Origin of the sequence: Kitasatospora sp. NPDC002551, assembly GCF_040296005.1 — a bacterium.
In the GTDB taxonomy this organism is placed as follows: domain Bacteria; phylum Actinomycetota; class Actinomycetes; order Streptomycetales; family Streptomycetaceae; genus Kitasatospora.
Window position 1 is genome coordinate 151,671 of the sequence record NZ_JBEOWI010000010.1, and the last position, 15,807, is coordinate 167,477.

At 76.2% G+C, this 15,807-nt stretch carries 8 protein-coding genes; 7 read left to right on the top strand and 1 reads right to left on the bottom strand.

Annotated features, from left to right (window positions below):
• Positions 1-300 precede the first annotated feature (300 nt).
• From ABT093_RS12775 to moeZ, 4 genes are all read left to right on the top strand, one after another.
• Positions 301-1,911: a DUF3492 domain-containing protein gene (locus ABT093_RS12775; protein WP_350563409.1), complete on the top strand. Its 1,611-nt coding sequence runs from the start codon at positions 301-303 to the stop codon at positions 1,909-1,911.
• Positions 1,911-2,972, top strand: a complete 1,062-nt coding sequence (locus ABT093_RS12780; protein WP_350563411.1) for a hypothetical protein — start codon at positions 1,911-1,913, stop codon at positions 2,970-2,972. Before ABT093_RS12775 ends, ABT093_RS12780 begins: the two co-directional genes overlap by 1 nt.
• 111 nt (positions 2,973-3,083) lie before the next feature.
• Positions 3,084-4,085 carry an NAD-dependent epimerase/dehydratase family protein gene (locus ABT093_RS12785; RefSeq protein ID WP_350563413.1) on the top strand — a complete coding sequence of 334 codons (1,002 nt, stop codon included), beginning with the start codon at positions 3,084-3,086 and terminating at the stop codon, positions 4,083-4,085.
• Positions 4,086-4,359: 274 nt separating this feature from the next.
• On the top strand, positions 4,360-5,538 hold the full coding sequence (gene moeZ / locus ABT093_RS12790) for an adenylyltransferase/sulfurtransferase MoeZ (RefSeq protein ID WP_350563415.1): 1,179 nt from the start codon (positions 4,360-4,362) through the stop codon (positions 5,536-5,538).
• Positions 5,539-5,608: 70 nt separating this feature from the next.
• On the opposite strand, the gene ABT093_RS12795 is transcribed toward moeZ, so the two are convergent.
• Positions 5,609-8,377, bottom strand: a complete 2,769-nt coding sequence (locus tag ABT093_RS12795) for a flippase-like domain-containing protein (protein WP_350563417.1) — start codon at positions 8,375-8,377, stop codon at positions 5,609-5,611.
• A 144-nt stretch (positions 8,378-8,521) separates the two neighbouring features.
• Between ABT093_RS12795 and ABT093_RS12800 the strand changes: the two genes are divergently transcribed.
• The 3 genes from ABT093_RS12800 (at position 8,522) to ABT093_RS12810 (ending at position 15,694) form a co-directional block, all read left to right on the top strand.
• Entirely contained in the window at positions 8,522-8,869 is a 348-nt protein-coding gene (locus tag ABT093_RS12800; RefSeq protein WP_502884206.1) for an MGMT family protein, read from the top strand.
• Between the two features lie 138 nt (positions 8,870-9,007).
• Entirely contained in the window at positions 9,008-12,382 is a 3,375-nt protein-coding gene (locus ABT093_RS12805; RefSeq protein WP_350563421.1) for an ATP-dependent helicase, read from the top strand.
• Between the two features lie 99 nt (positions 12,383-12,481).
• On the top strand, positions 12,482-15,694 hold the full coding sequence (locus ABT093_RS12810) for an ATP-dependent helicase (protein ID WP_350563423.1): 3,213 nt from the start codon (positions 12,482-12,484) through the stop codon (positions 15,692-15,694).
• Positions 15,695-15,807 lie beyond the last annotated feature (113 nt).

Below are 15,807 nucleotides of genomic sequence, written 5' to 3' on the forward strand. Positions count from 1 at the left end.
TGCCCCGGGCCGGACCTACCTTTCTGGTGTCGGACCGAACAGGTGTGGGGGAGTCGCGGCCGCCGGAGAACCCGGAGGGCGGCCGCGCGGGGACGCCGGCAGCCGGCGGCGGTCGCCGGTCCGGCCGCGGTGCCTCCGGCGGACCGCCTTCCCCCGTCCGGGCCGCTCCCGCGGAGCACGCGCCGGACGCGTCGCCCGCGAGGCGGCCGGGCGCCGACCGGCCGGCCCGGCCGGTACCGCCCGCTCAGCCCGCCAGTCCGCCCGGCCGTCCGTCGATCCGCTCTGCTCTGGAGGTCCCCCGTGCGCGTTGCACTGCTCACCGAGGGTGTGCGTCCGCACGCCCCGTGTGGCACCGGCGGCTGGTGCGACCGGCTGGTGGACGGGCTGCGCGAGCACGACTTCGAGTGGTACGTCCTCACCGGCGAGACCGGCGAGACCGGCGAGACCGGCGAGGGCAGCGGCCCCCGCCCCGGCGTCCGGGAACTCGCCCTCCGGGGCCGCCGCCCGCCCGGCCGGGCGCCCGGGGCGCTGCGCCGCCGCCAGTACGCCGCCGCCTACGAGCAGCTGGTCCGCGCCCTGCTGCGCCCCGGTGACCGTGACGGCTTCGGCCCCGGCCTGTACCGGCTCGCCGGACTGGCCCGCACCGACCGCGCCCTGCCCGCCTTCCTGGTCTCCGCGCACGCCCGGCGCGTCCTGGAACGGGTCTGGCGCTCGCCCGGCGCCGACACCTCCGCCGGACAGCCCCTGGTCTGCGACGTCCTGGTCGCCGCCGACCTCCTCGAACAGTGCCTGCGCCCGCTGTCCGCCCCCTGGTACGGCACCGCCCCCGGGGGCCTGGGCGCCGCCGACCTGTGCCACGTCGTCGGCGGCGGCCCGGCCGCGCTGCCCGCGCTGGTCGCCAAGCGGCTGCACGGCGTCCCGTTCGTGGTCACCGAGCACGGGCCGCACCTGCGCGAGCAGTACCTCGGCCACCGCGAGGCGCCCCACCGGTGGCCGGTGCGGGCCCTGCTGCTCGCCTTCTTCCGGGCGCTCACCGAGGAGACCTACCGGCAGGCCGCGATACTCACCCCGGGCAGCGCCCACGACCAGCGGTGGCAGCTGCGCTGCGGGGCCGACCCGGCGCGCACCCGGGTGGTGTACGAGGGCAGCCCGGCGGTCGACCGTCCCGCGGCCGGCCCCGAACCCGCCGTGCCCACCCTGGTCTGGGCCGGTGCCCTGGAACCGGGCCGCGACCCCGAGCTCGCCCTGCACGCCTTCGCCCGGGTCCGCGCCGAACTGCCCGCCGCGCGCCTGGTGGTCCACGGCGAGGAGGCCGTGCCCGGCTACCGGGCGCACTGCGGGGCCGTCGCCGAACGGCTCGGGGTGGCCGGGGCGGTGGAGTTCGCCGGCCGGCCCCGCTCGGCGGCCGACGCCTGGGCGGAGGGCACCGTCGTGGTCTTCTCGGCGCTCTCCCAGCGCCGTCCCCGGCTGCTCGCCGACGCGATGCTGAGCGGCCGCGCGGTGGTCGCCACCGACGTCGGGGTGGTCCGTGAGGTGGTCGGCCCGACCGGGCTGCTCGTCCCGCCCCGCGACCCGCGGGCGCTGGCCGGCGCCTGCCTCGCCCTGCTGCGCGACGAGGAGCGCCGGGCCCGGCTCGGACTGGCCGGCCGGCTGAGGGCGCAGGAACGCTTCGCCGTCGAGCCGGTGACCGGGGCCTTCCGGGAGATCTACCTGGAACTCGTCTCGCAGTGGCCGGCCTTCCCCGCCGCCGCGGACCCGCGCCCGCGCCCGTTCGCCCGGCCCGCCGAGTACTGGCTCACCGACCGTTCCCCGGCGGTCGCCGCCCCCGGGGACGGTGCCCCCACTCCCGCCCCCGCCGCGCCGGCGGGTGAGGCGGCCGTGCGGCCCGGGGCGTTCGCGGAGGCGGTCTGATGGCGGGCGGCGGGGGTGCCGGGGCGGGCGCGGCGGCCCGGGCCGGGGAGCTGCCGGGGGATCCGGTCCGGGAGGTGATGGCCGAGCACCGGGCGCTCTGCGAGCGGGCCGTCGACCCGCTGGAGATCGCCGCCGGGCTGGAGGAGGCCGGGCTGGGCCCGGCCGCCGCGGCCCGCTGCCGGCACGCCGACCTGTTCTCGCTCGCCGAGGAGCTGTACGCCCGGGTGCCGCGCCGCCCGCCCGCCGGGGAGCCGGCCGGGCCGGCCGAGAGCTGGCAGCGGCGGTGCGGCGCGGCGGTGCGCACGGCGGCGTCGGCCGGGCTGCCGTGCGGGGCCGCGGTCGCCCTCGGCGGGGGCCGGCCGGTCCTGCTGGCGGCGGCCGTTCCGCTCGCGCTGGGGGCGTCGGGGTCCGCCGGGTGGCGGCGGGTGCGGCGGCCCCGGTGGGTCGCGGTGGCGGGCGGCGCGGGGGTGGCCGCACTGCTGCTGGCCCCGCTGGCGGTGGCGGCCGGCCGGCCGGGGGAGCGGCGGGTGACGGCGGCGCTGGTGCTGGCGGCGGCGCTGTCGGCCGGCTCGGCGCAGTGGGCGGCCCGGTGGTTCCGGCAGGTCGGCCGGGGCCATCTGGGCGCGGCGGCGACGCTGGCCGAGTTCCGCTCCCGGATGCGGCCGGTGCTCCCGGTGGCGCTGGCGCTGCACCTGGCGGTGCTGGCGGTGCTGAGCTTCGCGGCGCTCGCCGTGCTGACCGCCCTCGCGCCGCGTCCCGGTCCGGGCCACGGCGGTGGTCTGCTGCACCAGGCGGCCGAGCGCGCCGCGCCCGCGCAGTGGGCGGCCCAGGGGGTGCTCGGCCTGTTGCTGGTGCTGTCCGCGCTGCTGGCGCGCTGCGGCCGTGCGGGAGCGGCCGCGCTGGGCGCGCTGGCGGGGGCGGCGGGCACGGCGGCGCCGCCCGTACCGTTCGCCGGGCCCTTCGCGGGGCCGCCGGCCGGGCCGCTCGCGGGCGGCGCGGTGGCGCTGGCGCTGCTGGCGTACGCGTGGCCGGTGCTGGGCCGTCCCGAGGCGCACCGGTGACCCTTCGGGCGCACCCGGGTGCGCGCCGACCGATTCGATCCGCTCGATTTCCCGTTGTTCACTCGGACCGCCAGGCCGTCCCCGGTCTGGCTTCGTGGAAGGACGCCCCCGATGAGGGTGCTGCTGCTGGGCGCCGACGGCTTCATCGGCCGTCGGGTCACCGACCGCCTGCTCGTGGATCCGGAGTTGCAGGTGACGGTGCTCGGCCGGCGTGACTCCGCCGACATCCGCTTCGACCTGACCACCGGCAGTCCGGGGGCGCTGGCCCGGTTCCTGGACGCGGTCGCGCCGCAGGTGGTGATCAACTGCGCGGGCGCCACCTACGGCAGCTCGCGCACGCTGATCCGGGCCAACACGCTCGCCGTGGCGACCGTCTGCGAGGGGATCCGGCGCAGCCGGGAGCCCGCCCGGCTGGTGCACGTCGGCTCGGCGGCCGAGTACGGGCCGGTGCCGGGCGGGGTCCCGGTCTCGGAGAGCGCCGAGCCGCGCCCGGTGGGCCCGTACGGGGTCTCGAAGCTGGCCGGCACGGAGCTGGTCCTGGCCTCGGGGCTGGACGCGGCGGTGCTGCGGGTGTTCGACGTGGTGGGCCCGGGGGCGCCGACCGCCTCGCTGTTCGGGCGGCTGGCGGAGGGCCTGCGGCGGGCGCTGGAGCGCGACGAGTCCCAGGTGCGGATGCCGGACCTGTCCGGATACCGGGATTTCGTGGACGTGCGGGACGTCGCGCGGGCGATCCAGGCGGCGGCGGTGTCGGCCGCGACGGGGGTGATCAACATCGGCAGCGGGCACGCGGTGCGGGCGCGCGAGGCGGCCCAGCTGCTGGTCCGGGCGTCCGGCTTCGAGGGGACCGTCCTGGAGGAGAACCGGCAGGTGGTGCTGCCCGCGCAGGCCGGCGGGCCGGTCGAGCACGTGCCGGGCCACGTGCCCGCGCACCACCTGCCGGGCCACCGTCCGGGGGAGCCCCGGCCGGGGGAGGGGCGGGTGGCGGTGGGCGAGCCGGTGCCGTGGCGGCAGGCGGACGTGCGCACCGCCCGGGACCGTCTCGGCTGGCGGACACAGGTGCCGCTGGAGGAGTCGCTGGGCGACGTCTGGCTGGAGACGGCCTGCCGGGTCTGAACCCCCGGCGCCTTCCCGGCGCGGTTCCGGCGCGGTGCCGGAAGGGCCCGGGCCCGGGCCCCCGACGGGCCCCGGACGCCCCCTGCGGGGGCCGGTCCGGGGCCCGTCGCGCGGTCCCACCATCCGACGCGGCCCGTCTCGCCCATCGGACGAGCTGTCTCGGAATACCGGAGCGGCATGACACTGTTGGCGTAGCAGAGCCACCTCGGTGGCGGAGCAACAAGCCCCTAGAGGTTGGCCCTGGCCACCTGAACTGACGACCATCGGAGTCCCCGTGTCGCTGCCACCCCTGGTCGAGCCGGCCGACGAGCTCACCGTTGACGAGGTCCGCAGGTACTCCCGCCACCTGATCATCCCCGACGTGGGCATGGCCGGGCAGAAGCGGCTGAAGAACGCCAAGGTGCTGTGCGTCGGCGCCGGCGGCCTGGGCTCGCCCGCGCTGATGTACCTGGCGGCGGCCGGTGTGGGCACGCTCGGCATCGTCGAGTTCGACGTGGTGGACGAGTCGAACCTGCAGCGCCAGATCATCCACGGCCAGTCGGACATCGGCCGCTCGAAGGGCGAGTCGGCGCGTGACTCGGTCAAGGAGATCAACCCCTACGTCGACGTGATCCTGCACGAGGAGCGCCTCGACAACTCCAACGTCATGGAGATCTTCTCCGGCTACGACCTGATCGTGGACGGCACCGACAACTTCGCCACCCGTTACCTGGTGAACGACGCCGCGGTGCTGCTCGGCAAGCCGTACGTGTGGGGCTCGATCTACCGCTTCGACGGCCAGGCCAGCGTGTTCTGGGCCGAGCACGGCCCCTGCTACCGCTGCCTCTACCCGGAGGCGCCGCCGCCGGGCATGGTCCCGTCCTGCGCCGAGGGCGGCGTGCTGGGCGTGCTGTGCGCGTCGATCGGCTCGATCCAGGTCACCGAGGCGATCAAGCTGCTGGCCGGGGTCGGCGACCCGCTGGTCGGCCGGCTGATGATCTACGACGCCCTGGAGATGAACTACCGCCAGGTGAAGGTCCGCAAGGACCCGAACTGCGCGGTCTGCGGCGAGAACCCGACCGTCACCGAGCTGATCGACTACGAGGCCTTCTGCGGCGTCGTGTCGGAGGAGGCGCAGGCCGCCGCCGCCGGTTCGACGATCACCTCCAAGCAGCTCAAGCAGTGGCAGGACGAGGAGGAGGACATCTTCCTCATCGACGTCCGCGAGCCCGGCGAGTACGAGATCGTCAGCATCCCCGGCGCCGTGCTGATCCCGAAGAACGAGTTCCTGATGGGCAACGCGCTGGAGCAGCTGCCGCAGGACAAGAAGATCGTGCTGCACTGCAAGTCGGGCGTCCGCTCGGCGGAGGTGCTGGCCGTGGTGAAGTCGGCCGGCTTCGCCAACGCCGTCCACCTGGGCGGCGGCGTGCTCGGCTGGGTCAACCAGATCGAGCCGCACAAGCCGGTGTACTGATCCGTCCGGACCGTGTGGAAGGGCCCGCTCCGGCGGGCCCTTCCGCGTGTCCGCGGGCGTCCGGCGACGGCTAGAGCGCGCCCTTGCGCTGGAGCACGTTGTAGGAGATCCAGCCGGGCAGCACCGGCAGCCAGAAGGTGAGCGCCCGGTAGAGGAAGACCGCCGGGGTGGCGACGGACGTCGGCACGTCGGCGAAGGTCAGCGCACTGATCAGTGCGACCTCGATCGGGCCGATGCCACCGGGGGTGGGGATGGCGGAGCCGGCCGCGTTGGCGGTCAGGAAGACCACGGCGACCGCCGAGAAGGAGATCGAGCCGCCGAAGGCCCGCACCGAGGCGTCCAGGCAGGCGGTGAAGGAGAGCGTCAGCAGCAGGATGCCGCCGAAGCCGGTGATCAGCTTGCTGGGCGTCTGCATCAGGTCGAGCATCCGCGGCACCACGCCGAAGAACAGCGAGCGCAGCCGGTTCAGCACGAACCGCCGCAGCGGGGCGACCGCCGCGATCACCATGGCCAGCACGGCGGCGCTCAGCACGCCGATGATCACCGTGCGGGAGGCGGAGAGGTCGCCGTTGGTCTGGCTGCCGGTGATGAGGCCGAAGCTGAACAGCAGCAGCAGGTGTCCGGCCAGGCCGGCCAGCTGGGAGGCGCCGACCGAGGCGACCGCCTGGCCGGAGCGGATGCCCGCCTTCTGCAGGTAGCGGGTGTTCAGCGCGATGCCGCCGATCGCGGCCGGGGCGACCAGCTTCACGAACGAGCCGGCCAGCTGGGCGGCCACGGTGCGGCGGAACGGCAGCTTCTCCGGGACGAAGCCGGTCAGGCTCATCGACGCGGCGACGTAGGAGAACGCGGCCGCGGCGAGTGCGACCGCCGCCCAGGCCCAGTCCATCTGGGAGAGCTTGAGCTGGGCCGGCTTGACGGTGGTGAGCGTCAGGTAGGCGGCGAAGGTGAGCGCGATCACCATGATCAGGCTCTTCGGCTTGAGCCGCTCCAGCTTGGCCGGCTCCATCGGCGCCTCGGGCGCGATCTGCAGGATCTGGGCGCGGATCCGGCTGAGCAGGTCCTCCCCGGCGGCCGCGATGTCCTCCTCGGCCTGCTGCTGGGTGCGCTCCCCGGCGGCGACCTGCTCCAGCGCCCTGGCCTGGGCGGCGGTCTTGCGCTCCTTGGTGAGCTTCTTCAGGTCGACGCGGGTCGAGCGGCTCATGCCGACCGGCTGCAGCAGCGGCAGTGCCTGGGCGACCCGCTCGGCGCCGAGCACCGCGTTGGCGGTGGCGACGGTGCGCTCGGGGCCGATCCGCAGCGCGAAGGTGGTGAGCAGCTGGGCGACGTCGATCCGCAGGGTCAGGTCGGTGGCGGCGATGTCGCCGCCGGAGAGGTTGACCAGGCAGGCCGTCTTCCCGTCGACGACCAGCAGCGACTCGCCGGTGAGCCGGCGGTGGGCGATCCGGCGCTCGTGCAGGGCGGCGACCGACTCCCACAGCGAGGCCATCACCCGGTCGGTGATCTCCTCGTCGGGGAGGTCGTCCAGGGTGCGGCCCTCGACGTTCTCGTAGACCAGGATGGCGGCGTCCGGGCCCAGCTCGGAGGTGGCGACCAGCTGCGGGGCACGGGCGCCGGAGGCGGCGGCCGCGTAGGCGATCAGCGCCTCCTGCTCCAGTGCCTGGCGCAGCGACTGGGGACTGCGCCGCACCGCCACCGAGCGCAGCCGCAGCCGCCGCCAGGCGCGGTAGAAGAAGCCGGAGGCCTGCTGCTCGCGGTCGACGATGTGGACGTCCAGGGGCGGGCCGCTCTGCTGGGCGACCACGTACCGGCGGGTGCCGCCGGGGGCGTCGGGGGCGCGGTGGGCGCTGGCCGGGGTGAAGCCGACCTTGCGCAGGCCGATCATCAGGTGCTGGCCGGTGGGCCGGATGTTCGGCGAGCCGATCGCGTAGAGGGTGCCGTAGGCGACGGACCAGCCGATCAGCACGGTGAGCAGCAGGGAGAGCGGGGTGGTGTAGCCGCCGAGCAGCTCGGTGATGCCGCTGAAGACCACCACCACCCACAGGGCGACCCGCCACCGGGGTCTGCTCGACATGCCGACCGCCGTCATGTAGGCGATCACCGGGGCGAGGTAGCCGTGCACCGGGTCGGTGAGGGTGCCGACGGAGTCCAGCGGGAAGCGGGTCAGGGCGTCGCGGATGTGCTCGGAGGCGCCCTCGGCGACCCACCAGTCGATGCCCAGCGAGACGCCGTAGGCCAGCACCGAGGCGAGCACGCCGTCGGCGACCCGCAGGCCGTCGCGCTTGATCAGCCGTTCGACCGCGAAGGCGAGCGGCACGGCCAGCACGGCGACGTTGGAGATCAGGCCGGTGATGGTGGACAGCACCGGGGAGAAGCGGGGCGCGTTCTCGGCGATGTCGATCTCGATGCCGGTGGTGGTCGAGGTGGCCACCCCGGCGAGCACGAAGACCGCGACGATGCCGAGGACGCCGGCCAGGAAGCGGATGAGGTCGGAGGGCCGGTGCGCGCGGGCGGCGAGCAGCGGTTCGTCGACGTCCAGGTGCGGGGCGTCGTCCAGCGGGTCGTGTCCGGGGCGCGGACCGGGGTCCGGCTCCGGCACCGGCTCCCGGTCGGGCTCCGGGCCCGGTTCGGAGGCCTCGGGGTCGGTCGGCTGGGCGGGTACGGCGGCGGGGGCCCCGTTCACGGGGCCGGTCGGCTGCGGGCTCTTGATCGTCCGGTCCTTGATCAGGGAGACTTCCGGTGCTGCTTCGGCCGCGGCGTCACCGCCGCGACCCGCTGCGGGCATGCCGTCGGAGGACTCGTCGGAGCCCTCGTCCACACCCACGTCAGCCGTCCCGGTCATCTGGTCTTGTCCTCGTATCACCACTCACCGCCCCGGAAGATGGTGGCATGCCCGGGCGCCCCGCGCTGGACAGGGGCCGGATCGGGCGCGGCGGATCATGACCGGCAGCCCCGTGAACCGGCCGGATACGGAAGAATGCCGCAGATGACGGACGCCACCGACGACGCCGGTTCCGGCGAGCTGCCGCCCTTCGCCGAACTGGTGCTCGACCTGACCGAGCGGATTCCACCCGGCCGGGTGATGACCTACGGGGACGTCGCCGAGTACCTCGGCCAGGGCGGTCCCCGGCAGGTCGGCCGGGTGATGGCGCTGTACGGCGGCGCCGTGCCCTGGTGGCGGGTGATCCGCGCCGACGGCCGCCTGCTGCCCGGCCACGAGCACCGCGCCCTCGCCCACTACGGCGAGGAGGGCACCCCGCTGCGCGAGCTCGCCGACCCGCCCCGGGTCGACCTGCGGCGCGCCCGCTGGGACGGCCGGCCCGCCGGGGACTGAAGGCCGGGCGGCGGGCCGGACGGGATCGGCCGAATCCCCTGCGCGGCCGGGAATGACGGGGCAGGATCGTAGGCTCGATACGGCGGGCCCCTCGACGGGCCCGCCCGCAGTTGCCCGAGCACGACCCCCAGGACGTCCGTGACCTCCCCCTACCGTCTGGTGCGCAGCCCCCTCGTACCGCCCGTCCCGCCCGAGCTCGACGCCTACCAGCGCGCCGTGGTCGAGCACGCGGGCGGGCCGCTGCTGGTGCTCGCCGGACCGGGGACCGGCAAGACCACCACGCTCGTCGAGGCGGTCGCCCGGCGGATCGAGGGCGGCGCCGACCCCGAGCGGATCCTCGTCCTCACCTTCAGCCGCAAGGCCGCCATGGAGCTGCGCGACCGGATGGCCGGCCGGCTCTCCGCCACCGCCGCGGGCTCCCGGGCCGCCGCCCCGCAGGCCACCACCTTCCACTCCTTCTGCTACGCCCTGCTCCGCGCCCACCAGGACCCGGCCGACTACGCCGAGCCCCTGCGGCTGCTCTCCGGCCCCGAGCAGGACGTCATGGTCCGCGAACTGCTCGCCGGCGGCGCCGAGGACGCCCGGCGCGGCCGTTCCCGGATCGCCTGGCCGCTGGACCTGCGCGCCTGCCTCACCACCCGCGGCTTCGCCGACGAGGTCCGCGCCGTGCTCGCCCGCAGCCGCGAGCTGGGCCTGGGCGAGGCCGAGCTGGCCCGCTTCGCCGAGGGCGTCCGGCGCCCCGACTGGGCCGCCGCGGCCCACTTCCTCGCCGACTACCTCGACGTGCTGGACCTGCGCGGCGTCCTCGACTACGCCGAGCTGGTGCACCGCGCCGTGCTGCTCGCCGAGCGCCCCGAGGTCGAGCGGAGCCTGCGCGAGCGCTACGACGCCGTCTTCGTGGACGAGTACCAGGACACCGACCCCGCCCAGGTCCGGCTGCTGCGCCGGCTCGCCGGCGGCGGGCGCGAGCTGGTCGCCGTGGGCGACCCGGACCAGTCCATCTACGCGTTCCGGGGCGCCGACATCAACGGCATCCTGGAGTTCCCGCAGACCTTCCGGCACGCCGACGGCCGCCCCGCCGACGTCAGGGTGCTGCGGGTCTCCCGCCGCTCCGGCGCCGTGCTGCTCGCCGCCGCCGGCGAGCTCGCCCGGCGGATGCCGATGGGCCGGCTGCCCGCCGACAAGCTCGCCCAGCACCGCGCCCCGCTGCCCGCCCGGGAGGGCGGCCGGGTCGAGGTCTACACCTACCCGACGCCCGGCGCCGAGCTGGACTCGATCGCCGACCTGCTGCGCCGCGCCCACCTGGAGGACGGCGTGCCGTGGGGCGAGATGGCCGTGCTGGTCCGGGCCGGCGCCCGGTCCATCCCCGGCGTGCGGCGGGCGCTCGGCGCGGCCGGCGTCCCGCTGGAGATCGACGGTGACGACCTGCCGCTGCGCGAGGAGCCGGCCGTCGCCCAGCTGCTGCTCGCCCTGCGGGTCTGCGCCGAGCAGGCCGTCCGCGACCGGCACGAGGGCCAGGACGCGCCGGAGGAAGGGGACGGCGCCGGTCCGGGTGCGCCCGACCCGCTGACCACCGACCTCGCCCACGCCCTGCTCACCGGCCCGCTCGGCGGCCTCGACGGCGCCGACCTGCGCCGCCTCGGCCGGACCCTGCGCGAGGAGGAGCGCGCCGCCCTGCGCGCCGGGGCCGCCGACGGCGCACCGCCCGCCGTGCCCCGCCCGGCCGGCGAGCTGCTGCGCGAGGCGCTCACCGAACCCGAGCGCCTCGCCGTCCTCGACGCCCCGTACGCCCGCCGCGCCCACGACCTCGGAACCCTGCTGCGCAAGGTCCGCGAGGCCCTCGCCGGCGGCTGCACCGCCGAGGACGCCCTGTGGCAGCTGTGGGACGGCTCCCGCCGCTGGCGCGAGCGCCTGGAGCGGGCCGCCCTGCGCGGCGGCGCCGCCGGCCGCAACGCCGACCGCGACCTCGACGCGGTCTGCGCCCTGTTCGAGACCGCCGCCCGCGCGGAGGAGCAGGTCACCGGCCACCGCGGCGCCCTCGACCTGCTCGCCGAGCTGGAGGCCCAGGACATCGCCGCCGACACCCTCACCGTGCGGGCCGTGCGCCCCGAGGCCGTCCGGCTGATGACCGCCCACCGCGCCAAGGGCCTGGAGTGGCGCCTGGTCGTCGTCGCCGGCGTCCAGGACGGCCTCTGGCCCGACCTGCGCCGCCGCGGTTCCCTGCTGGAGGCCGACCGGATCGGGCGCGACGGCCTCGCCGAACCGCTCACCCCCGCCGCGCTGCTCGCCGAGGAGCGCCGCCTTTTCTACGTCGCCGCCACCCGCGCCAGGGACCGGCTCGTCGTCACCGCCGTCAAGGCCCCCGCCGACGACGGCGACCAGCCGTCCCGCTTCCTGCGCGAGCTCTACCGCGAGGACGTCGACCCGCGCACCGGGCGGGTGCTGCGCCGCACCCCGCCGGTCACCGTCGAGGACGTCACCCACCGCCCGCGCCGCCCGCTCGCCGTGCCCGCGCTGGTCGCCGAGCTGCGCGCGGTCACCGTCGACCGGACCCGCTCGCCCGAACTGCGCCGCGCCGCCGCCGAACGGCTCGCCACCCTGGCCCTCGCCACCGACGAGGAGGGCCGCCCGCTGGTGCCCGCCGCCCGGCCAGAGAGCTGGTGGGGCCTGGAGGACGCCACCGCGGCCCCCGACCCGCTGCGCTCCGCCGACCTGCCGGTGCGGCTGTCCGGCAGCGGCCTGGAGCAGTTGGAGAACTGCTCGCTGCAGTGGTTCCTCGACAAGGAGGTCAAGGCCCGCGGCACCTCCTCCGCCGCCCAGGGCTTCGGCAACGTCGTGCACGCCCTCGCCGACGAGGTCGGCTCCGGCCGCACCCCCGCCGACCTCGCCGTCCTGATGGAGCGCCTGGACACCGTCTGGGACGCGCTGGCCTTCGACGCGCCCTGGAAGTCCCAGCAGGAGAAGACCGAGGCCCGCGCCGCCCTGGAACGCTTCCTCACCTGGCACGTGATGGCGCGCGGGCGCGACGTCGTCGCCACCGAGCACGACTTCGACGTCACCCTCGACGCCGGCGGCGTCCAGGTGCGCATCCGCGGCTCGATGGACCGCGTCGAGAAGGACGAGGCCGGCCGCGCCTACGTGGTCGACTTCAAGACCGGCAAGCAGACGCCCACCGACAAGTCGCTGCCCGAGCACAAGCAGCTCGCCGTCTACCAGCTCGCCGTCCGCTCCGGCGCCCTCAACGGGCTGCCCGGCTTCGACGCCGCGGCCGCCGAGTCCGGCGGCGCCGAGCTCGTCCAGCTGCGCAAGCCCGACAGGACGGCGGCCGACGCGCCCAAGGTGCAGCGGCAGGACCCGCCCGAGGGCGAGCCGTGGATCGAGAACCTGCTCGCCGAGGCCGCCGGACGGGTCCTCGCCGAGCGGTTCGTCCCGCAGACCGGCAGCGGCTGCGACCGCTGCGCCTTCCGCCGCAGCTGCTCCGCCCAGCGCGACGGCGCCCAGCTCGTCGAGTAGCCGCCGCCGGGCGGACCCGCCGCCGGTGTGGCGCACGCGGCACGTGGCCGTCGCCACAGCGGCCCCCCGGCTGTCGGCGCCCCCGGCTACCGTTGCGTGGTGACCGCCGTGCTCAGCCATCCCGACCAGCTCAAGGAGCTGCTGGGCATCCCCTTCAACCGGGAGCAGATGGCGGCCATCGGCGCCCCGCTGCGGCCGGCCGTCATCGTCGCCGGCGCCGGCTCCGGCAAGACCACCGTGATGGCCGCCCGGGTCGTCTGGCTGGTCGGCTCCGGCGCCGTGCGCCCCGAACAGGTCCTCGGCCTCACCTTCACCAACAAGGCCGCCGGCGAACTCGCCGAACGCGTCCGCGCCGCCCTGCACCGTGCGGGGGTGGCCGACCCCGACGACGGCGAGGCGCTCGGCGAACCCGAGATCTCCACCTACCACGCCTTCGCCGGCCGCCTGCTCAAGGAGCACGGCCTGCGGATCGGCATCGAACCCGACACCCGGCTGCTCGCCGACGCCACCCGCTTCCAGCTCGCCGCCAAGGTGCTGCGCACCGCCCGCGGCCCGTTCCCCGCGCTCACCGGCACCTTCGCCAACCTGGTCGCCGACCTCACCGCGCTCGACGGCGAGCTCGCCGAGCACCTCGTCGACCCCGCCGCGCTGCGCGCCTTCGACGAGGAACTGCTCGACGCCCTCGCCGGCGTGCGGCTGAGCAACGAGGACCTGCGGGCCGTGCCCGCCGCCGCCCGGGCCCGGCTGGAACTGCTGCGCCTGGTCGAGGACTACCGGCGCCGCAAGACCTCGGCCGGCCTGATGGACTTCGGCGACCAGATCGCCGCCGCCGCCCGCCTCGCGCAGCAGCGCCCCGAGGTCGGCGCCCTGCTGCGCGAGCAGTACCGGGTCGTGCTGCTCGACGAGTACCAGGACACCTCCGTCGCCCAGCGCCTGATGCTGGCCGGCCTGTTCGGCGCCGGCCCGGACGGCGCCGCCCCCGGCCACCCGGTCACCGCCGTCGGTGACCCCTGCCAGGCCATCTACGGCTGGCGCGGTGCCTCCGTCGCCAACCTCGACGACTTCCCCCGGCACTTCCCGAACGCCGACGCCACCCCGGCCGACCGCTACGCGCTCAGCGAGAACCGCCGCAGCGGCGGGCGGCTGCTGGCCTTCGCCAACGGCCTCGCGGCGCCGCTGCGCGCCATGCACGAGGGCGTCGAGGCGCTGCGCCCCGCGCCCGGTGCCGAGACCGACGGCCTGGTGCGGGCCGCGCTGCTGCCCACCCACGCCCAGGAGGTCGACTGGCTCGCCGACGAGATCGCCCACCTGGTGCGCACCGGCACCGCCCCCGGCCGGATCGCCGTGCTGTGCCGGGGCGGCGCCGCCTTCCCCGACGTGCACGCCGCGCTGGTCGCCCGGGACGTTCCGGTCGAGGTGGTCGGCCTCGGCGGGCTGCTCCACCTGCCCGAGGTGGCCGACCTGGTCGCGGTCTGCGAGGTGCTCCAGGACCCGACCGCCAACGCCGCCCTGGTCCGGCTGCTGATCGGCCCGCGCTGGCGGATCGGCCCGCGCGACCTCGCCCTGCTCGGCCGGCGCGCCGCCGAACTCGTCCGCACCGAGCGCCCCGAGGGCGTCGAGGCGCTCGCCGCCGCCGTCGCCGAGACCGACCCCACCGAGGTGGTCTCGCTCGCCGACGCCCTGGAGACCTTCCTGGACACGCAGGAGGCCGACGAGCTGCCCTTCTCCGCCGAGGCCAGGGTCCGCTTCGCCCGGCTCGCCCGCGAGCTGCGCGAGCTGCGCCGCTCGCTCGCCGAACCGCTGATGGACGTGCTGCACCGGGTCCTCGCCGTCACCGGCCTGGAGGTCGAACTCTCCGCCTCCCCGCAGGCGCTGGCCGCCCGCCGGCGGGAGACCCTGCACGCCTTCCTCGACGTCGCCGCCTCCTTCGCCGACCTCGACGGCGACCCCGGCCTCGCCGCCTTCCTCGGCTTCCTGCGGGCCGCCCAGGAGCACGACCGGGGCCTGGACGCCGGCCTGCCCGGTGGCGAGGACACCGTCAAGGTCCTCACCGCGCACAAGTCCAAGGGCCTGGAGTGGGACGTCGTCGCGGTGCCCGGCCTGGTCAAGGGCGCCTTCCCGTCCTCGTCCCCGCGCGAGCGCTGGACCAGCACCAAGCGCGTCCTGCCGCACGCCCTGCGCGGCGACGCCGCCACCCTGCCGGACGTGCGCGGCGGCTGGAACGCCAAGGCGATGAAGGACTTCAGAGCCGCCCTCGCCGAGCACTCCGCCGTCGAGGAGCTGCGCCTGGGCTACGTCGCCTTCACCCGCCCGCGCGCCCTGCTGCTGGCCTCCGGCCACTGGTGGGGGCCCAGCCAGAAGTCCCCGCGCGGCCCGTCCGACTTCCTGGAGCAGCTGCGCGAGCACGCCGAGCGGCCCGGCAACGGCGAGGTCGCCGTCTGGGCCGGACCGCCCGCCGAGGGCGAGGAGAACCCGGCGCTCGCCGCGCCCGTCGAACGGCCCTGGCCGCTGCCGCTGGACCCGGCCGCCCAGCACGCCCGCCGCCGGGTCGCCGAGGTGGTGCACCGCCGGCTGGCCGGGGCGCCCGCCCCCGAGCCCGAGCCGATGGCCCCCGAGGACCGCCGGCTGGTGGAGTCCTGGGACCGCGACCTGAACGCGCTGCTCGGTGAGCTGGAGCGCTCCCGCAGCCGGGTGCGGGAGGTGCCGCTGCCCGCCTCGCTCTCCGCCACCCAGCTGCTGCGGCTGGCCGCCGACCCGGACGGCTTCGCCCACGACCTCGCCCGCCCGATGCCCCGCCCGCCGCAGCCCGCCGCCCGGCGCGGCACCCGCTTCCACGCCTGGGTGCAGTCCCGGATCGAGCCGCTGATGCTGATCGGCCCGGGCGCGCTGCCCGGCGCCGACGACGACGGCATCGAGGACGAGCAGGACCTCGAACGCCTCAAGGAGGCCTTCCTGCGCACCCCGTACGCGGACCGCGAGCCGCTGCGGGTCGAGGCGCCGTTCCACCTGGTGCTGGCGGGCCGGGTGGTGCGCGGCCGGATCGACGCGGTCTACCGTGACGGTGACGACGGGTCAGAATTCGGCGGCGCGTCACGCTACGAAGTGGTGGACTGGAAGACGCACCGCGAGGAGACCGCCGACCCGCTCCAACTCGCCGTCTACCGGCTGGCGTGGGCCGAACAGGCGGGCGTCCCCCTGGAGCAGGTCACGGCCTCCTTCCTGTACGTCCGCAGCGGCCGGATCGAACAACCCGCAGGACTTCCCGGTCGAAAAGAGTTGGAACGGCTCCTGATCGGGAACAGTGAAGAATGAGTCACGGAGAGCATTCAAGTCATCACGGCATCGGGCGAAACCTGTGCGTAGTGCACGTTTCGCGCATATTGTGGGGTCGGTAACCGGTCAACCCCCGTGCTCCGGCCGCCAGC